Below are 20,491 nucleotides of genomic sequence, written 5' to 3' on the forward strand. Positions count from 1 at the left end.
TTAAAATAAGAATTATAAAACCAATTATTCTTAACTTAATTATTTGTAATACAACCTCTAAAATATTATAAAATTACTTTATAAATAGCCTTTTTAATATCCGAAGATTCATTATCTGCCTTTAGACAAGTCATGTGTATATCTTCTGGATAACAAATAAGGAAATCACCTGCTTCTAATATAACTGTAGAATTTTCATTTCCGTCAAAAGATAAAAAATCATCTTTTTCAATAAACTCTTTAAATTTTAAATTTTCTTTAAAATTAAGATCTATTCTTTCTTTTCCACTAAAAACAACGTGAACATCTATATATTTTTTATGACCTTCCCAAAAACGTTCTTCTTTATTTTTTGTAGTATAATCAACTCTATTAAAGAACAGCTCCTCACCTTTTATTTCATGAGTACCTAACTCAAACTCTATTACCTTGTTATTTTTTGCATGTAATAAAGCTTCTTTAACAAGCTTTGGTAAATAGTCATAACTTTCTAAATTCATTAAATTTCCAAATATCATTTAATTCACCTCCAAAACTTTCAATATTAAACTAATACTTCTATTTAAATAGATAATAGAAAATATTGAAAAATCAATGCTTTCTCTAATTAAACATTAACTTTTTTATTTAAATTTATTGTTGCTTCGTTTAAAGTTTTCTCATCAGGTAACTGAGATTGAGTCATTAATGAAACTATCATTCCCACTATGATTGAAACACCTATTGATATAATTGAGTATGACCATATACTTACATCAAATCCACCATATTTACATACTATAACAGCTATTGCTGATGCTATAAATCCAGCATATGCTCCTGCTTTTGTAGCTTTTTTGAAAAATACTCCTAATACGAAAATTCCTGCTAAAACTCCAAGAACAAGTCCCATAAATCCATTAAACCATTCATAAGCTGAGTTTACTCCTCCACCTGCAAGAATAGATGCCATAATTATTGAAGCTATACCAACACCTAAAGATATATATTGAGCAATTTTTGTTTGCTTTTCCATTGACATATCTTTTGTTATAAAGTTTTGGATATCTAAAGTCCAACTTGTTGCAACTGAATTTAATCCAGTTGAAAGTGTTGATTGCGCTGCTGCATATATAGCTGCAAGGACTATACCTGTTATACCAACTGGTAATTGGAAAGCTATATATGAAGCAAAAATTTGGTCTTGTTGAACAGTTTGTATTAATTCTGGATTTTGCTTATAGAAAACAAATAAAGCTGTTCCTATTAAATAAAATACAGTTGCTACAAATAATGATAATACTAAGTTACCATAAGTCATTTTCTTTAATTGCTTTATATCTGTAGTTGTAGTAAATCTTTGTACTATATCTTGACTTGATATATATGATGAGAAAGTATTTAATCCTCCTCCAACTATTAATAAGAATACACTTGTTTTAAATATATTTACATCAAATATTGGTTCTTGTGGAGATAAGAATTTTCCTCCTGAAGTTAATTCACTCATAATAGCTCCAAAACCACCATTTATTGTTACAACTAAGAATATTAATGAAAAAACAATACCTGCTATAAGAACACAACCTTGAATAAAGTCTGTCCATAATACTGATTTTAATCCACCTGTATATGAGTAAATTATTGCTATTACACCCATTACTGCTATAAGTAAATAAACATTTATTCCTGTAAGATTTGATAATACCATTGATGGTAAATACATTATAATTGCCATACGTCCTATTTGATAAATTATAAACATTATAGCTCCAAGAATTCTAAGACCTTTATCTTTATATCTTATCTCTAAATACTCATAAGCTGTATCTATATCTAATTTACTATATACTGGTAAGAAAAATTTTATTGTAAGAGGAACTGCTACAAACATTCCAAGTTGAGCAAACCACATAATCCAAGTTCCTTTATAAGAATTACCGGCTAATGATAAAAATGATATGGGACTTAATAAAGTTGCAAATATTGAAACTGAAGTAACCCACCAAGGAATAGTCCCATCCCCCTTGAAGAATTCTTTTCCTTTCATCTCTTTCTTAGAGAACTTTAATCCTGCATAAAGTACAGCACCTAAATAAGCAACTAGTACAACTAAATCAATCTTTGTAAACCCTTGCATAACAATTCTCCTTACCCTTTAAAATACTTTTTATTAATTTTCTTAGCATTCTCAATCATTTCTTCAGTAGCTTCTTTCATAGGTTGTCTACAATATCCTGCATCAACACCTTGCTCTTGAAGAATTAACTTAATTGTTTGATACAAACCATTGTTTAAAATATCAGTTATTAAATCATTAGTTACATGTTGAATTTCTAAAGCTGTTTTTATATCTCCTTTTTTAGCAGCTTCAAAGATTTGTCTTGCTCTAACACCATTTACATTAAATGTTGAACCTATAGCTCCATCAACCCCAAGTACTGTAGCTGGTAACATCATTTCATCAAATCCAGCATATATTAATTTATTTGGGAATGTTTTTCTCATACGTTCTAATAAATAGAAATCTGCTGCTGTAAATTTAACTCCTATAATCTTATCATTTTCAAACAGTTCAGCAAATTGATCAATTGAGATATTTACTCCTGTTAAAAAAGGAATTGAGTAAATTATAAGTTTATTATCAACAGAATTTATTATTGTTTCATAATAGTGTTTTATTTCATTAAAATCAAATTTATAATAAAATGGTGTAACTGCTGATATTGCATCATATCCTAAATCTGTAGTAAACTTAGCTAACTCTACAGCCTCATTTAAATTAACTGAACCTACTTGCGCTATTAATTTAACTTGTCCCTTTACTTCGTCTATAGCAATTTCAAATATTTTTTTCTTTTCATCAGTTGAAAGCATGAAGTTTTCTCCAGTACTTCCTCCTACATAAAGCCCATCTACTTTGCATACATCAATATTATGTCTGATTATCTCTCTTAACCCTTTTTCATTAATATTTCCATCCTTATCAAATGAAACTAATAAAGCTGAATAAATACCTCTCATTATTATTCTCCTCCCTAAATCTTATAATTAATTTATTTTAAATATCAGTAAATTTCTTAGTTATTTGATATTTACTTATTACAGTTATATCAAAAACTTTTGAATATTTACCTAAATAAAATACTTTATTTAACCATATCAAAATTTAAATCCTTTACATTTTCATCATTAGGAATCTTTCTTTTCATAATATCTAATGTTATCATTTTTATGTTTTCATAAGCTCGTCTACTTTTTATTCTCTAAATTTTTAAAAACTCTGAATTTCTATTAATTTACCTTTTATACACTCTAAATTTTAATATATTTTATAAAATTTCTTCTTTGTAATTTCATTATAGTGTCTTGCAAAAACATTTTCAATATATTTTTTGAAAATATATTTCATTTTTTGAAAATTTTTTATAGCTAATACCTTTAATAATTTATCTTTATAAATTGATACCTATGACCCTTCTAAGTAGTAACTTTAATAATATAAAAGTACTCCTTCCATACAAAATATCTTATACAACTAATTTTTAATATAATATTCTTATTAAAAACTAATTTTCATAATAATATTTTTATATCTATTTTATAAACTATTTATCAATTCTTTATTTTTATTTTCTAAAAATAATTGACCCTTTAAAACCATAAATAAAAATACAAAACCTACTGTTAGTATTACATGTCCTAAACCAGAAATTCCACTCATAGCTGGTCCTATATTTGTCCCTTTAACTTGAGCTATTCCAATTATAAAAATCATAACCGTAGTTAATATTAAGCCACTATTATAAACTACAAAAAATTTATTAAACCACTTATTTTTACTTACATTAAATACTTTTTCAAATAAAGTAAGTATTAAAAATATTAAAAATCCTAAAATTAAAATATGGGTATGCGCTGCCTTTAATTGAGTATTTCCGGTAAAATTATTTAACACTGTAAATTTCCTATAAAACACACCTGAAGCAAGTCCTAATAACAAATAAGAAATCGCTGCATAAAAAATCTTCTTCACTAACTCTCACCTCCTTTTTATTTGATAAATTTAATTTTATAATATTAATTTTCTATTATCTATAATTATTCTTTATTTCTATATTAAATAGAAATTTTATATAAATTAATCACAAATATATTTACTTACATATATGTAAACATTATTGTAATTAAAAATAAAAACAATTTTATCACTAAAAAAGTATACAATTATAAATTATTATTTAAATCATAAATTTTAGCTCCTATACAAAATATATCTCATCTTTAAAAACAAAAATAAAAAAAGCCAGAAATAAGCTTTCTGACTTTTTATTCTTTATTTAACACATCACTAAATATGTATCTTATATGTTCATTATCACTATTTTCAACTGTGTACCAAGAATTTTTATAATAATCTATTGTATGCTCTAAGAATTTTTTAGATAACTCTGATAAATGTATTCCTTTTTTATAAGATATAGATATTTTTCTTGTTTTATTCTTATCTTTAAGTCTTAATATAGAATAAAAATCACTTTTTGATTTTAAGCAAATTGATACTGGAGCAAGAGATATAACCCTTTTTGTTTCTAGTAATTCTGATATTATGTATGAATCGCCTTCAAATATTACATTAGGACTAAATCCCGCTTGTTCAAAAAGTTTATTTGTTATATTTTTAAATGAATTATTTTCTGCAACTTCAATAAAATCTTCATCTTTAACTTCGTTTAAATAAATAAATTTTTTATGTGCTAAAGGATGAGTTTTAGGAATAACAACTACAATTTCCTCTTCTATTAAATCTATAGTTTCAACATCAGGATCATCTAAACTTGGAGATGTTATAGCAAAGTCTATACTTCTATCTTGTAATTTTCCTTTTATTTCATCATATTCATTTATTATACTTTGTGTCAATGTTATATCTGAATTAACCATTAGAAATTCTTTTAATACTCCACTTAAAAAGAAACTTGTATTTGTTGTTATTGATAAGTGAGTATTTTTTTGCCCATACATTTCTAAAATTTCTGATTTTGAATTTTCTATTTGGCTCATTATTGAATCTACATGCTTTAAAAAATTCTTTCCAAATACGCTAAGTTCAATTTTCTTTCCCTTTCTATTAAATAATGGGACATTAAGTTCATCTTCTAATCTTTTTATAGTTATACTCAGAGAAGGTTGTGATATATGAAGTTCCTTTGCTGCTTTTGTTATATTCTCATATTTAGCAACACTTTGAAAATATTTTAATTGTAATAATTCCAATCCTATTACCTCCTATATATATTTAAATATATATCTATATAGTATTTATATATTTCAAATTATACATAATAACTATTATAATTAATATAGTTTAGAAAATTGTTTTTTAATAGTTCAAAAAATATTTTTCTAAATATTTTAAAATTTTTAGAAGGGGAGATTAATGGAAAAACAAAAGAAAAAACTAAATAGTAAAAAGATATGGCTTTTAGTAATATTGCTTAGTATAGTGTTTATTCCTTCTTTTTATGGATATACATATTTAAAGTCTTATTGGAATAATGGCACTGCAATTAACAAAGTTCCTATAGCAGTAGTTAATCTTGACCAACCTTACAGTAAAGATGGTCAAACATATGATATAGGAAAAACTATAATTGATAATTTAAAGAATAATAATACGCTTGATTGGAAATTTGTTAATTACAATGAAGGTAATGCAGGACTTTATGGTACAAAATATTATGCAATGATAGTAATTCCAAAAGATTTTTCTAAAGAAGTTGCTAATGCAACTACTGATGGATTTAAGAAGCCTCAAATTGATTTTTATCAAAACCAAGGTAAAAACTTTATTTTCTCTGAGATATCTACTTCAGCAGCACAAAATATACAGGAAGATGTTGCTCAATCAATATCAAAGAGTGTTTCAAGTGTTTTAGTACAAACTATCTATAAAACAAAAGATGGGTTTAAAACAGCTGCGGATGGATCAAATCAATTAAACTCTGGACTAGAAAAATTAAAAGATGGTTCTATAAGTTTAAATAGTGGAATCCAAAAGCTTCAAAATGGTTCTGAAAAACTTGATAATGGAGTTGATAAACTTCAAGATGGTTCCTCTAAGCTTGTATCTGGAGTTAATAAACTTCAAGATGGTTCTTCTAAACTTGTATCTGGAGTTGATAAACTTCAAGATGGTTCTTCTAAACTTGTATCTGGAGTTAATAAGCTTCAGGATGGTTCTTCTAAGCTTGTAGGTGGAGTTCAACAATTACAGGATGGCTCTTCTAAGCTTGAAAATGGAGTTCAAAGATTACAAGATGGTTCTTCTAAACTTGTATCTGGAATGCAAAAACTTGAAGGTGGATCTCAAAAATTACAAGATGGAGTTCAACAATTACAGGATGGTTCTTCTAAACTTGTGTCCGGAATGCAAAAATTACAAGCTGGAGCTAATGGAATAGAAAAAGGACAAGAAGGTATAACTGAAGAGTTAAAATATCTTAATGTTCTAATGGCTAAAGGTGACATAGAAGCAGCTAAAAAACTTTCAGCAGAAATTGCTCAACAAAGTGCTCAACTTAATGCTGGTATGAATTCTTTAAATGCAGGAATAAATAATGCTTCAGAAGGTGCTAATAGAATAAATAGTGGATTATCTTCACTTGGAAATGGAGTTTCTTCTTTAAGTAATGGTATTAATAATGCTTCAAATGGAGCATCTCAATTAAATAGTGGATTAAATTCAGTTAGTAATGGAGCCTCCCAATTAAATAGTGGATTAAACTCAGTTAGTAATGGAGCATCTCAATTAAACAATGGATTAAATTCAGTTGGAAATGGAGTTAATGCATTAAATAATGGACTTGGTTCTGTTAAAAATGGAGCAAATGCTATAGATAATGGTCTTGGTGCAGCATCAACAGGAGCTGTTGCATTAAATAATGGTCTTGGAACAGTATCTAATGGTATGAATTCACTAAATAATGGTCTTGTTTCAGCTAGTGCTGGAGGTAATCAACTTACTGATGGATTAAATTCTGCTAGTTCTGGTGCTTCTAAATTAAGTACTGGACTTAATAGTGGATATGATAGTCTTAATAAGAATGTTACTTTCTCAGCAGAAAATATGAGCGAATTTATCTCTAATCCAATAAGCTTAAATACTATAGTTATAAATCCAGTTTCTTCATATGGAGAAGGATTTGCACCATACTTTATGTGTATAGGTTCATGGGTTGGAGCAATGTATGTATATTATATGATAAGTGCATTATCTAGAAAGTTCAAAGGAAGCTTCAAGAAAAGATTTATCAAAATGTATGGATATGGAACTCTTATTTGTTCCGCTCAATCATTATTAATGAGCACATTTGTATATTTTGGATTAGGAATTCATTCAAAAACACCTGGATGGTTCTACTTAATAAATCTAATTTCAATGATAGCAATATTTAGCTTGATGAATGGTCTACATTATATAATAACTCCAATAATGAAAGGAGCAATTACTGTTCTTATGGTTTTACAATTCACATCTTGTGGAGGATCATATCCGGTTGTTATGCTACCATCATTCTTTAGAGCTATAAGTCCTTTCATGATATTAACTCATAGTGTAAATGATATGAGAATGGCCATAAGTGGAATAAATTATACTACTTTCTATAATAACTTAATAATATTAATTCTATTTATAGTTATTTCAACAATAGTAGGATTCTTAGTTGGCTATACTAGAAACCATATCACTCATAGAAGAGTTATGAGAGAAAAAAATGAAATGATAGGAGAAGACGAATTATTTAATCAATATGTTTAATTCTCAATAAAAAAAGAACTAGGATATAAATTCCTAGTTCTTTTTTATTTTAATTATTTATCCCAACCAAGGGCAGCTCTTTTCTCTTTAAAATCTGATATTATTTTATCTGCTAATTTTATAGGATCAACATCTATATTCATTTTTGATCCTAAAGTTTCACTTGAATCTAATATGAAGTTCATAACATTTTCTGAGCCATGAGCTGGTGGATAAACACAGTGATAAGAGTTAATACCCATAAGTCTAAAACTATATGAAGCTCCTATACCTTTTTCATTTGCCCATTCTGGACTAGCTAATCCATAAGGCATATCTTTAAGTTGTACTCCAAGCTCTTGTGCTACTCCTCCAAATATTTCACTACTTCTTGTATTATCAACACATTCTCCTACATGCCAAACTGGAGGTAAATTTTCTCCTAAAAAACTCTTTAATCCGTCTCCTGCTTTTCTTAATGCATTTTTATTACAGAAACCTAATTTTAATAATGGGAATGATGCACATCCATTTGTTAATATAAGTATATTATTTTCAAGTAATTTATCTGCAATATCAACTATTGCTCTTTCATAAACTACTCTTGGATTACAACATCCTACTAAGTTTATTATACCTAATATTTTTCCACTCTTTATAGCATCTGCAATTGGTTTCATGCTACCAAACTCTTTTTCAAGATATTCATAAGAAAAACCAACTTCTGCATCTACTTCATATGGAGGAATAAATACAGGAATATCTCTTCTTTCTGTAAAGCTTTCTATTGCTCTAGTAACTATTTTTCTAGCTAAATTTTCTGTTTCTGAAATATTTGAGTGATGATGATCATAAGCATAATGTTCTGCTCCAGGTAATCTAGCTGAATCACTTGTTGTAACAACAGTAGTTTTAAAACATCTAGCTACATCCATTATTCCAGGAAATACATCTTGAACATCTGCAACCCAAAGGTCTAATGCTCCAGTTCCTAAAACTAATTCTGCTCCCACAGAATTTGATAAAGGAATTACTCCATTGTATCTATACATTGATGATAGGCCTGTACAACAAATACCATAGAATTTTATTCCTTTTGCTCCTTTTTCTTTAGCTAATTTAATAAATTCTTCACTTTGCCCTTGTTTTACAATTTCGCTAACAAGTATTGGTAAATGCCCGTGAACTGCTATATTTACATATCCTTCTTCTAATGCCCCAACATTAACTTTTGAAGTTTTCCTAATTGGTGGACCAAATAAACTATCTGTTGCAATTGCTGGTGCAACAACTCCTGAATATAAGAAAGTAAGCCCACATCTTCCAAACTCTTTCATTATATTTTTCCAATCACCATCTGTTGCCTCATTTGTTCTGTGTAGAGATTCAAAAACTTCATGATATGCACTTATAGGTAATATGTCCATATCCCTCCAAACTTTTTGTCTCTCTTCTGGAGCAAATGCTTTTATTGTTTTATATTCATCTGGAAGTGATCTTGACATATCATCTAAAAGAACATCTGAAAGTTCTATAGCAATTTGATTTATTGTTTTTCCTTCTGTTTCTAGTCCAAATTTTTTAGCACTATTTATTAAGATATCTTTTCCGAGTATAGGTAAATTTAATTTTCCTTCAGCAGCATATCTTAACGCTAAAATAACTTCTCTACCATGAGCTCCATGTGCAGCTGTTCCACCTGCTAAACTTCTTAGCATATTTCTTGCAACTATAAGATCTGCATCTGCTCCACATACTCCTCTAGGACTTTTAGGCGTTATTTTACAAGGTCCCATATTACAAATACGGCAACATACTCCTGCTAGACCAAAACTACATTGTGGTTTTTGAGTATCAAATCTATCAAATGCTGTACTACATCCTATTTGCTCCATTCTTAATATCATATCTCTTACTGCTGGATCAGGAGTTTTATCTATTACATCCTGCTTAGAAGCAAAAGTTTTTCTATATTCAGCAACTGCTGTCATATAATCTTTTACTCCTCCATGCTGATGATGATGTTCATGATTATGATCATGCTGATGTTCATTTATATGTTCATGATTATTTTTGTTTAAATTATCCATAATTTTATGCCCCCAATAAAAATTTTCTTTTAGAAAACTTCTAAATTTAATTTTAAATTCTACTTACTATTAACATTTTTCTATAAAATCTTAAGATTATAAATTTTTAATTTTAAATAACATAAATTTATGTTTCTTGTTTTTAGAATAATTCTCTTTTTTTAACATTTCAAGACATTGTTATTGTTTTAACATTTCCGTCTTAATTTGTTAATTTATTCTAAAATTCACATAAGCTTTATATACGCAAAGCTTTTAACAGTATTCCATTTTTTTCATTAAAAAAAAAATCATATTTTTCTATTTAATAAATTATAAAACTTTATATATTTAAAATAATAAAATTAATCATTTATTTTATTATTTTTATCATTATAATTTATCTCATAAAATTTAGGATAACTATAAATCAATTGTAAAAAAGTATAAATAAAATTATCTTTTAAATAAATAAAAAGGAGTATAAAAAACTATACTCCTTTTTAAGTAATTAAAACAAATTTATTATATTATATTATTTTCTCTTAAGAAATCTCTGTCTGAAATTACCTCTTCATAATTTCCATCTCTTATTATTTTATTTTCACTCGAAAATACTATAGCTCTATTAAAAATTCCTTCTATATACTCAAAATCATGAGTAGCACAAATTATTGTCTTTCCATTTTCATTAAGCTTTAGAATTAAATCTCTCAAGAATCTTTTACTTTTTGGATCAATTTCATTAAAAGGTTCATCAAATGCTATAACTTCTGGATTTAATGCTAAAACACTTGCTATTGCTACTTTTTTCTTTTCTCCTCCACTTAGATTGTAAGGTTCTCTATCTCTAAGCTTATCTATATTAAGCATTTCTAAGCAATCATTAACTCTCTCTTCAACTTCTTCTTCACTCATTCCTAATTGTATAGGTCCAAAGGCTATTTCTTCAAAAACTGTAGCACAAAATAATTGAGTTACACTGTTTTGAAAAACAAAACCTATTTTTTTATGAAATTTTTTTGAGAATTTACTATCAGATAATCTTTTTTCTGTTATAACTTCATTATCTACAATATATTCACCACTAACTGGACTTACAATTCCATTTATAAGTTTTAATAAAGTAGATTTACCACTTCCGTTTTCTCCAATTAAGGCTACACTTTCTCCATCTTTGATATTTAAACTAATATCATCTAAAGCTAAAGTGTTTTTATATTTAAAAGAAACATTTTTAAGCTCTATCATCTCTTATTTACTCCTATATTCTTATTATCTTATATTACAAAAAACATCAATAAAATAATAATTAAAATTATTATATATACTATATCAATTCCTTTTATAGTAAATTTAGTTGTTGATTTATACTCTCCTGTAAATCCTCTACATTCCATAGCAGAATACATCTCTTCTGCCATAATTTTAGATTTTAAAAATAAATTTCCGATTATTCTTAAAATAGAATTTCCTTTTTCTTTATTTTTACCTACAGATCTTAACTTTAGAGCATACAACATATTTAATGCTATTTCCCCTAATATGTAAATATAATTTATCGTTATACTAAAAATCAATATAAATAAATCTGGTACAAAAAGCACTTTTAAAGCTTTTACTATATCATTCCATTTGGTTGTATAAGACAATATGTTAACTAAAACTATAGTAATAAATACTTTTAATATTAAGTATAACGAATTATTAACATTTCCCATAAATATAATAGATGGAAGTAAAACTATAAAAGTGAAAATTGGAATTATAATACTTACCCCTAAAATCTTTTTTAGTAATTCCCCACTTAATGAACACAAACATAATAAACTAAAAAGCAATATTATTGATATATAAAATTTTTCTCTAGAAAGCGAAAGAAGTATCACTATTAATATAGTTCCTATTAATTTTATTAAAGGATTTAACTTACCTAATATTCCAACATCATCAACTTTATTTCTTTTTATTTTTGATAATATCTTCATAAAGTCTATTATGCTTTTATCTATAAATTTTTGCTTGTCATTTTCCGGTTCATAAGTATCCTTTTTTTTCATCCAATCTTTTATTTCCATGACATTATTCCTTTTTTAAACTTGATATAACTCTGAATATTATTACTAAGATTAAAACTCCTATTACAGCAGAAAGTAAATATCCACTAACTGCACCTAATCCACTAAAGCCATAATCTTTTCCTATAGGTGAGTAATTTATTCCATGTGCCATACCTTTAGGAATAAATCCTACTAAATCTTTTAATTCACTAGGATCCCATTCTCCCCAAGCAGAACCTGAAGCTATAAGTCCTAATGGAGTTAAAATTATCATTATAATTAAAGGAACTATAATATACCATTTAGATTTTTTATTTTTAGTTTCATATTCATAAGAAATATTTTGGGTATTATCATCTGTTACAATTGCATCTGGAGCTACTTTCTTTATATAAGCAAATACTCCAACTGTAACTATACCTTCAACTAAGCCTACAATCAGGTGAACTGAAGCCATTGCAGGTAAAGAAATATTTATTGGATATGGACAATATAATGGATGTCCTAAAGGCCCTTTAAATAATAATGGTTGTATTCCTAATTCTATTCCTGCACAAGATGCTGCAGCTACTAATCCTAAATACGCTCCTATAAAAGCAGCTACATATTCACCATTTTTAAATTTAAATCTATTTTTCAAAAATTTATATAAATAATAACCTACAAAAGGCATTACAAAAGCCATATTAAATGTATTAGCTCCAAAAGCTAAAATACCACCGTCTCCAAATAATAAAGCTTGTATTAATAATGCAATTGTTACTGCAATCGTAGCTGAATACGGTCCTAAAATTAAAGCTATTAATACTGAACCAACAGCATGAGCAGTTGTTCCACCTGGAACTGGCATGTTAAACATCATTATTAAAAATGAAAATGCTGCACAAATTCCTAGTGTTGGTAATTTCTTTTTACTTATTTTTTGTTTTACTTTTGTTATTGAGTATTTCCATACTGGAAGCATAGTTGCTCCCATTACAGCACAAGTGCTTGGACTCAAGTAATTATCTGGTATATGCATACAATCTATCCCCTCTATGTATAAAGTATTTATGTAAGCATTTAACTTTTATAATTTAAGAAAAGTTAAATCCTTAAATAAATTTTCACCAATTTAGGTTATATAATTTTTGACCTTTATATTGATGATAACTTAAAAATTTTGTTCATGAATTTTCATGATTATTCATTATTATTATTATTTAAAATATTAAAATCCCTCCCCCTACATATAAGTTTTTATTAGTCATTTATTTATCATAATAATAATTATTAAATTTTAATAGTTATTATTATAAATATGACTTAAAAACTTAATATTTTGATTTTAATTTTTCAATTTTACAAATTTGTATTTGTCAATTACAAGAATACTTCTATTCTTTAGGCATTTCAATATAATATAAATCTTTTAATAATTCTGTTTCATTTTGTTAATTTTAATAACCTCATCAAATTACCTATATATCTTATATTTCATTTATTCTTTTACTTTACAGTTCATAAAAATATATTATTTTTCCTAATTTAATAATTAAAAAGATTTTAAACTAAAAGTTATCTAATCCATTGTAATATCTATGATTATCACCAATTTATTCTTATTGTATATTTTTTTAAATATATAGATATATTTTTAAAATTGTTTCATAAAAAAATAAAAAGCTATAGATCTGATCTATAGCTTTTTATTTTTATTAATATTTTATTCACCACTTTAAAATATCATTAATAACTCCACTTATTTTTCAATCCTTTATTTGGAATTTTACATTAAATTTTATGTTTAACTGATAAATTATTATATCTTTCTATTTTAAAATCTAAACGCTCTATTGTAGTTTTTATTTCATTTAACTTTTCAATTAATTGTTTACGTTGCTCAATTAATATTTCTTTTCTCAATTCTAAAGTATCCTCTCCTTGTTGAAATAAAGTAACATATTCTATCAAGGTTTCAATAGGAAGTCCTGCTGCTCTCATACATTTAATAAACTCTACCCAACCACAATCCTCTTCTGTATAGTCTCTAATACCACTTTTGTTACGATTTACTCTAGGAATTAGTCCTACACGCTCATAATATCTAAGAGTATCTGCTGAAATATCATATTTTTTGCTAACTTCTGAAATTGTCATATAAATCACCTCTTTTTAATATTTTAACACTTAGAGTTTACTTCAAGTCAATTTTTAATTATAAAATACAATCGTATTTCTTTATATAATCTCTTTTGATATTCTTATATCCTACATATAAAATCTTTCTTTAAGACATTTTTCATTAATTTTATTTAAAATTTATTAACATTATTTTCTTTTTTATGTTAAAATTTAATTATATTGAATTACAAAGGATGGTTTTAAGATGAACAAGAATTATTATTTTTATGTTGGAAATTTTTTAATTTCATGTGTTGGAATTGCTCTTATATTAGGTAGAGTTATATTTGCAAAAATTAAAAGCTCTGGAAAAGTTGTTTTAGGATTTAAATTGATAACTATTAGTATTGCTTTATTTATAGATTTAATAATACAAACTACTTGTATTATTACTCCTTCTATTACAATGTCTATTTTCTCTATAGGATTTCTTTATTCTTTATTTGTTATATTGACAGATATGACCTTTGTATACATATCAGATAATTCAATAATTGGATTTATTCATTATTATGAGCCTTCTGATATAGAACTAGTAAGAATAAATGAAGATAAATCAATTAAAAATATGAATTTAGAAATTGTCTTAAAAAATGGGAATTCTCACACATTTAAGTGTAGAAGAAACAGACAACTAGTTTCTGATTTAGATAAATTACCTATAGTTATGGAATTTAATCTATTTAATGGACTAGATGCTAACTAAAATAAAAACCACTACAAATTTATTTGTAGTGGTTTATTTTTTATAATCCGCAATCTATTTCATCTTCTTCAACATATAATAAATCAATATCAAATACTAAATTTAAAAAGTCTGGAATAAAAAATTTCTTGCTTATTTCTTTTAATTCAAATTCATTTTTTATTTTATTTTTGATTAATATACTTTTACATTCTTTTATATAGCTATCCATAGCTAATTTTAGCTCTTTAGATTGATCTGAATGTATTGAATCATTAGTGCTAGTTAAATGCTCTCTTAAGTCTATTAACTTATCTCTAAAAAGATCATGTAATTCTTCAATTCTTTCTATATCAGCTTTATTTAATTTTTCCATATATCTTCTCCTTCGTATATAAAAAAATATACTATTTAAAAATTATTTTATTTAAAGTATACCATCAATAATATACTATTTAAACAAAATAAAGAGAACAGTTTTAAAACTGTTCTCTTAAATTTATTATGCTTTTATAGTTTTTGTTCTATCTTCTTTCTTTACAACAAATATTGCAATAACAAGTCCTATTACTCCAAGAACTCCAGCCCAGAAGAATGAAGAATTCATTCCATGAATAGTTGCTTTTAATGGATTAGCTATTCCAGAATTCTCAGCTGATTTTGACATTACTGTTACTAATATTGATGTTCCAACAGCTCCTGCTACTTGTCTCATAGTATTATTAACAGCATTACCATGTGCATAAAGACTTCTATCTAATGTATTTAATCCTGATGTTGTAAGTGGCATTAAGAACATTGACATTCCAAGTAATCTAATTGCATACATTACTACTATATAAGTAACTGAAGTAGTTTCTGTTAAGAATGAGAAAGCAAATGTTCCTCCAGTAAATAAAATAAGTCCTATTAATGCAAGTGCTCTTGGTCCTATCTTATCAAATAATTTACCTGTAATTGGGTTCATTATTCCCATTATTATAGCTCCTGGCATTAATGCAAGTCCTGCATCAAAAGCAGAATATGCTCTTCCATTTTGTAAATACATTGGTATTATAAGTTCTGAAGATATAAGTCCTGCATATACAATCATTATTATTATAGTTGAAAAAGTAAATACTTTGCTTTTAAACACTCTTAAATCAAGCATTGGCTTTTCCATTGTAAGCTGTCTCCAAGTAAAGATTATAAGTGTAACAACCCCTACTATAAGTGGTGCATATACATTAACATTAGTCCATGCATCATTTCCAGCATTACTAAATCCTAATAATAGTCCTCCAAAACCTAATATACATGTTATTACTGATAATATATCTAATTTTACTTCTTTATTATCTGTAACATTTTTTATTAAGAATATTGATAATACTAAATCCAAAATAGCAATTGGTAAAGTTACATAGAATAAATCTCTCCATGGATGACTATTTATTATCCATCCTGAAAGTGTTGGTCCTATAGCTGGTGCGAATGCAATAACTAAACCTACAACACCCATTGCAAATCCTCTTTTTTCAATTGGGAAAATTATAAGGAATACTGTTTGCATAAGTGGCATTAAAAGTCCTGCCCCTGCTGCTTGTAATAATCTTGCTGTAATAAGTGTATCAAAACCTGTTGCTGTAGCACCTATAATTGTTCCAATTGTAAAAATCCCCATAGCTGCAAAATATAAAGTTCTTGTTTTAAACCTATCAATTAAAAATGCTGTAAATGGAATCATTATTCCAAGAACTAGCATGTATCCAGTACTTAGCCATTGAGCTGTAGATACTGTTATATGTAGATCTTTCATTATGTCTGGTATTGCAACATTCATAAAAGTACTATTTAAGAAAGCTATGAATGCTCCAAGTAGCATTACTGCTGATATAAGTACGCTATTATACTCTTTTTTTTCTACTCTCTTTCCGTTTTCCATAAAATCACCTCATCTTGTTGTGTATCAATAAACTTATCTATAGTTTTATACTTTTTATTAATCCTTATTTATAAATTTCAATATTTATAAATAAAATTTTTACCATATAAAATTTACCAATGTCTATAATAGCTATGTTGAAAACTTATTAGTTTTCTATAAAACTCTTAAGTTTTGTAAGAAAAATTATATTACAATTGATTATTTAAGTCAATGTAATTAAAATGAACTTTAAATTAACATTTTTAATTTAATTTTACCTATTCTATTATAAAAATTTTAGTCTAGCATAGTTTGACTTTAATATTTTCAAATAATATAATAATAAAAAAATAATTAAGAGCTCAAATTTAATTAAGTTTTATTAATAATTGCTCTAAGAAGGATAGTTTTATGGAACAAATATATGATAAAAAAATTGATATAATAGATGCTTCTATTTATCTATTTTCTAATAAAGGTTTTGCTTCAACTTCTGTACAAGATATAGCTACTAAATGTAATATATCTAAAGCAACCATATATAAGTTTTTTAAGTCTAAAGAAGAAATTTTAATTCATATAATAGATTATGTTAATAAACAAATGATTGTTAATGTTGAAAATATAGATTTGAAAGCAAAAGATAATAAAATTGATATTTTAAAAGCAAAATTAAATGCATTTTTTGAACATCTTTATGATAAAAAAAATTTTTCAATAATGATCTATGAAAATCAAAGTCTAATGAAAAATCCTAAATTTAAAAATATAATTTTACAAAATAGACAATTCCTTTTAAATTGGTATAGTTCAATTTTATTAGATGCTTTTGGTGAAAAAATTGAACCTATTCTTTGGGATATAGTTCTCGTTATGACTGGAATAATAAAAGAGTTTAATTACATTTTTATAATTAAGGAAACAATTTCTCATAATTTTAATGAAATGGCGAGTTTTATAGTCAAATCAATAATTTCTATTATAGATTTCCATCATAAAGACACTCCATTAGTTAAACCAGATTTATTTAAATTTTTTAAAGATAAATCTAGTATAAATAAAGATGTATTATTGACTGAATGGAAAAATAATATCTCTAAGATAAAAAATAAATTAAACGAATGCAATAGTATTTGTAATAAAGATGACTTATTAGATGCTACTTCTGAACTTGAAAAGGAAATGAAAAAAGAGCAACCAAGAAGATTTGTAATAGATTCTCTTTTATTATACCTTTCAAATTATAAAATAATAGAACCAGAAATTTTATTTTTAAAGAGTTTATATATAAAATCTGGAATATAAAAATATATTTATCTTTATAAATCTAAAATATAAAAAAGCATTAATGTATAACATTAATGCTTTTATTTATCTAAACTTGTAAAATATATTTCTTAAATATCCTAGTGCTTTAATATAAATAAATTTATAATTATAGAAATTTAGAAGTATATATAAATTCTATTTAATCCAAATATTATTTGCTGGAATAACTATTTCTATTTTAGATTTATCTATTTCAGTTTCAATAGATATAAGTTCTAAAAGGTCTTCTTTACCTATTTTACAAACTAATCTATATCCCTTATCTCCATAGTTGTTCCAATTCCCTAACTTAAGTAAATTTGGATACTTACTCATTTCTGGCCTTTCATCTTTAAAATGAATAATATAATCTATTTCATCCCCAACAAGAGATGTAAAAAAACCTAAATAATCTTTTATTTTCATATTTGCCAATAACTTCCATAATTAATTTATACATTTATTATATAATACAAAATATATATTTACAATTTTTTCTAAATTTATTATCCAGTTATTGTTTGAAATTTTATTATATAAATTATTTCAATTGCATTTTTAAAATTGATTTAGCAGACAGACCTATTCTATTACTTTTTATTCCTTACTATATATTTTAGTTTTTTGAGTTATAGTAGATATGTTCCTTATAGGATTTAGCAAATTAAAACCAATCAATGGATATTATGTTTAAAATAAAAAAGCATCTTAAACGATGCCTTTATTTTTTATTATTTAACAAGAGCTTTTTATATAAATATTCAGTATAATGACTATTACATATATTTAATTTTTTAAATCATTAATACTTTCTTTATAAAACTATCTTTTTCTTCTGTATATTTTACTCTATCATTATAATATTTTTTACTAAGCTCTATTTTTAAAGATTCATATTCTAACTTCATATTTTCATTTTTGATTAAAGTATCTCTAAATTTTATACAATTATTCCATCTCTTATCACCATATATACAAATCTGAATATGATGTGTTCTAATATCATTTTCAAAGTCTCCACAAGAAAAAAATATATGCTCTTCATTATCATTTTCTTCCTTATGTATATATCCGTTAAATTCTAACAAAGGAATTAATTCTTGTAATATATTAAAGTTTTGCACTCCAACTATAATATCTATTATTGGTTTTGCTTTTAATCCTTTTATAGATGTGCTTCCTATATGCTGTATATCAATCGCTTTATCTTTAAATATTTCCTTTAATTCTTGTATACATAATTTTGCATTTTCTTCCCATACTAAAGAATGTTCTTCTAATCTAACTGTTCCTCTTCTTAACCCAATTTTATTATAATCATGTTCTAAATACTCTCTATATTTTCTTAATAAACTTTTACATATAAAAGGATAAGTCAATTTTTTGGGAAACTCATCAAATAATCTTATTTGCCCTATTTCATAAGGAGGTAATTCCCCAAGTTCTATTACTTCACAATAAAATAAAGCACCTAAATCCTCACCTTCTCCGTTATCAACTCCGTATATACAAACTGGTTCTATTTCAAACTTTTTAGCACCAGTTTCCTCCATCAACTCTCTTTTTGCTGCATTAATTGCTATTTCACCTTTTTCTATGTGCCCACCAGATAATTCCCAAGTATCTCTTTCTTTATGTTTTCCAAATATAAATTTTCCTTTATATTTAGCTATTATAACTACAAATTTAAGCATATCATTATTAAATTCATTTAAATTATAAAAATTCACATTCATCATTAAATCACCTTATTTTAGCTGTTTATTTAAATATAAAATAAACTTTTATGTTTTTCAAAGAAGTATTTTTATTTAAAGCTTAAAAATATAAGCATATATTGTCTATTCCAAATTCTTAAAATAATAAACAACAATTTATTATACCTACAATTGTATATTTATAATAAATAATTATCAAAAATATAGATATTCCTATTAATATAGTTTTGCCATACAATATTCATCAACATATTCCCCATTTATACACATTGATTTCTTCTTTAAGCCTTCTACTTCAAAGCCCATTTTCTTATATAATTTTTTTCCTATATAGTTGTTAGCCAATACTGTTAATTCTAATCTTGTAATCCCTTCTTCTTTTGCCCATAAATCAACTTTTTTAAATAGCTCTGTACCTATCCCTTTTCCCCTATATGCTTTTCTTAAACCAACAACTATATAAGCTGAATGCCTTATCCTATTTAATCTTCCTCTTTGAGCTGATATAAAACCAACTATATCTTTATTATCTTTAACTACTAAAACTAAATCTTCTTCCATACTATTTCTTATAATCTCTTTTACTCTACTCTCATCTCTAGGTCTTTCTCCAGCTTCATAAAGCATATATTCTGTTTCATTATCTAATTTAAGTAACATATCTAAAAATTTCTTTGAATCTCCTATTTTAGCTCTTCTAATTCTCAATATTTCTCCCCCCAAAGATAAAATTCTCCTTTTAAGTTAATTAATAAAATCATATTTATTTTTGAAAAATAATATAATAATTAAAGTTTTATAT

18 protein-coding genes are annotated in these 20,491 nt (G+C 25.6%); 3 read left to right on the forward strand and 15 right to left on the reverse strand.

All coding sequences use genetic code 11. From position 1 onward, the window contains the following. Window positions 1-65 precede the first annotated feature (65 nt). From HMPREF1092_RS15070 to HMPREF1092_RS15090, 5 genes are all read right to left on the reverse strand, one after another. Complete coding sequence (locus HMPREF1092_RS15070; protein ID WP_002599541.1) at window positions 66-518, reverse strand: NanQ anomerase/TabA/YiaL family protein; 453 nt, start codon at window positions 516-518, stop codon at window positions 66-68. 89 nt (window positions 519-607) lie between these two features. Then, a complete protein-coding gene (locus HMPREF1092_RS15075) occupies window positions 608-2,119 on the reverse strand; it encodes a sodium:solute symporter family protein (protein WP_002599542.1) in 1,512 nt (503 codons plus the stop codon). 11 nt (window positions 2,120-2,130) lie between these two features. After that, window positions 2,131-3,003: an N-acetylneuraminate lyase gene (locus tag HMPREF1092_RS15080; protein ID WP_002599543.1), complete on the reverse strand. Its 873-nt coding sequence runs from the start codon at window positions 3,001-3,003 to the stop codon at window positions 2,131-2,133. Window positions 3,004-3,580: 577 nt separating this feature from the next. Beyond that, a complete protein-coding gene (locus tag HMPREF1092_RS15085) occupies window positions 3,581-4,015 on the reverse strand; it encodes a DUF2871 domain-containing protein (RefSeq protein ID WP_002599544.1) in 435 nt (144 codons plus the stop codon). Between the two features lie 293 nt (window positions 4,016-4,308). Beyond that, a complete protein-coding gene (locus tag HMPREF1092_RS15090) occupies window positions 4,309-5,256 on the reverse strand; it encodes a LysR family transcriptional regulator (protein WP_002599545.1) in 948 nt (315 codons plus the stop codon). Window positions 5,257-5,419: 163 nt separating this feature from the next. Between HMPREF1092_RS15090 and HMPREF1092_RS15095 the strand changes: the two genes are divergently transcribed. Then, a complete protein-coding gene (locus tag HMPREF1092_RS15095; RefSeq protein ID WP_002599546.1) occupies window positions 5,420-7,801 on the forward strand; it encodes a YhgE/Pip domain-containing protein in 2,382 nt (793 codons plus the stop codon). A gap of 53 nt (window positions 7,802-7,854) precedes the next feature. Here the strand turns inward: HMPREF1092_RS15095 and cooS are convergent, their stop codons facing one another. The 5 genes from cooS to HMPREF1092_RS15120 all read right to left on the reverse strand — a co-directional run bounded on the left by cooS (window position 7,855) and on the right by HMPREF1092_RS15120 (window position 14,048). Beyond that, window positions 7,855-9,870: an anaerobic carbon-monoxide dehydrogenase catalytic subunit gene (gene cooS, locus HMPREF1092_RS15100; protein WP_002599547.1), complete on the reverse strand. Its 2,016-nt coding sequence runs from the start codon at window positions 9,868-9,870 to the stop codon at window positions 7,855-7,857. Between the two features lie 504 nt (window positions 9,871-10,374). Next, window positions 10,375-11,100: an energy-coupling factor ABC transporter ATP-binding protein gene (locus HMPREF1092_RS15105; RefSeq protein ID WP_002599548.1), complete on the reverse strand. Its 726-nt coding sequence runs from the start codon at window positions 11,098-11,100 to the stop codon at window positions 10,375-10,377. 29 nt (window positions 11,101-11,129) lie between these two features. Beyond that, a complete protein-coding gene (locus HMPREF1092_RS15110; protein WP_002599549.1) occupies window positions 11,130-11,927 on the reverse strand; it encodes an energy-coupling factor transporter transmembrane component T in 798 nt (265 codons plus the stop codon). A 4-nt stretch (window positions 11,928-11,931) separates the two neighbouring features. Continuing rightward, the gene (cbiM, locus tag HMPREF1092_RS15115; protein ID WP_002599550.1) at window positions 11,932-12,930 is read right to left on the reverse strand and encodes a cobalt transporter CbiM; all 999 of its coding nucleotides are present in this window, start codon (window positions 12,928-12,930) and stop codon (window positions 11,932-11,934) included. Window positions 12,931-13,682: 752 nt separating this feature from the next. After that, complete coding sequence (locus tag HMPREF1092_RS15120; RefSeq protein WP_002599551.1) at window positions 13,683-14,048, reverse strand: MerR family transcriptional regulator; 366 nt, start codon at window positions 14,046-14,048, stop codon at window positions 13,683-13,685. A 229-nt stretch (window positions 14,049-14,277) separates the two neighbouring features. Between HMPREF1092_RS15120 and HMPREF1092_RS15125 the strand changes: the two genes are divergently transcribed. After that, window positions 14,278-14,778, forward strand: a complete 501-nt coding sequence (locus tag HMPREF1092_RS15125; RefSeq protein ID WP_002599552.1) for a hypothetical protein — start codon at window positions 14,278-14,280, stop codon at window positions 14,776-14,778. A gap of 40 nt (window positions 14,779-14,818) precedes the next feature. Here HMPREF1092_RS15125 and HMPREF1092_RS15130 read toward each other — a convergent pair whose 3' ends face one another. Both HMPREF1092_RS15130 and HMPREF1092_RS15135 read right to left on the reverse strand, forming a co-directional pair. Further along, window positions 14,819-15,133 carry a hypothetical protein gene (locus HMPREF1092_RS15130; RefSeq protein ID WP_002599553.1) on the reverse strand — a complete coding sequence of 105 codons (315 nt, stop codon included), beginning with the start codon at window positions 15,131-15,133 and terminating at the stop codon, window positions 14,819-14,821. Window positions 15,134-15,259: 126 nt separating this feature from the next. Next, window positions 15,260-16,681 (reverse strand): MDR family MFS transporter, encoded by a 1,422-nt coding sequence (locus HMPREF1092_RS15135; protein ID WP_002599554.1) that lies wholly within the window; start codon window positions 16,679-16,681, stop codon window positions 15,260-15,262. 393 nt (window positions 16,682-17,074) lie between these two features. On the opposite strand from HMPREF1092_RS15135, the gene HMPREF1092_RS15140 reads away from it, so the two are divergent. Further along, window positions 17,075-17,968, forward strand: a complete 894-nt coding sequence (locus HMPREF1092_RS15140; protein ID WP_002599555.1) for a TetR/AcrR family transcriptional regulator — start codon at window positions 17,075-17,077, stop codon at window positions 17,966-17,968. Window positions 17,969-18,127: 159 nt separating this feature from the next. Here HMPREF1092_RS15140 and HMPREF1092_RS15145 read toward each other — a convergent pair whose 3' ends face one another. The 3 genes from HMPREF1092_RS15145 to HMPREF1092_RS15160 all read right to left on the reverse strand — a co-directional run bounded on the left by HMPREF1092_RS15145 (window position 18,128) and on the right by HMPREF1092_RS15160 (window position 20,397). Beyond that, window positions 18,128-18,397: a hypothetical protein gene (locus tag HMPREF1092_RS15145; protein WP_040414434.1), complete on the reverse strand. Its 270-nt coding sequence runs from the start codon at window positions 18,395-18,397 to the stop codon at window positions 18,128-18,130. A gap of 368 nt (window positions 18,398-18,765) precedes the next feature. Further along, entirely contained in the window at window positions 18,766-19,707 is a 942-nt protein-coding gene (locus HMPREF1092_RS16835) for a GrpB family protein (RefSeq protein WP_242830431.1), read from the reverse strand. Window positions 19,708-19,905: 198 nt separating this feature from the next. Next, complete coding sequence (locus tag HMPREF1092_RS15160; protein ID WP_040414503.1) at window positions 19,906-20,397, reverse strand: GNAT family N-acetyltransferase; 492 nt, start codon at window positions 20,395-20,397, stop codon at window positions 19,906-19,908. Window positions 20,398-20,491: the final 94 nt, after the last annotated feature.

It is taken from the genome of Clostridium thermobutyricum (assembly GCF_000371465.1).
GTDB classification, from domain to species: domain Bacteria; phylum Bacillota; class Clostridia; order Clostridiales; family Clostridiaceae; genus Clostridium; species Clostridium thermobutyricum.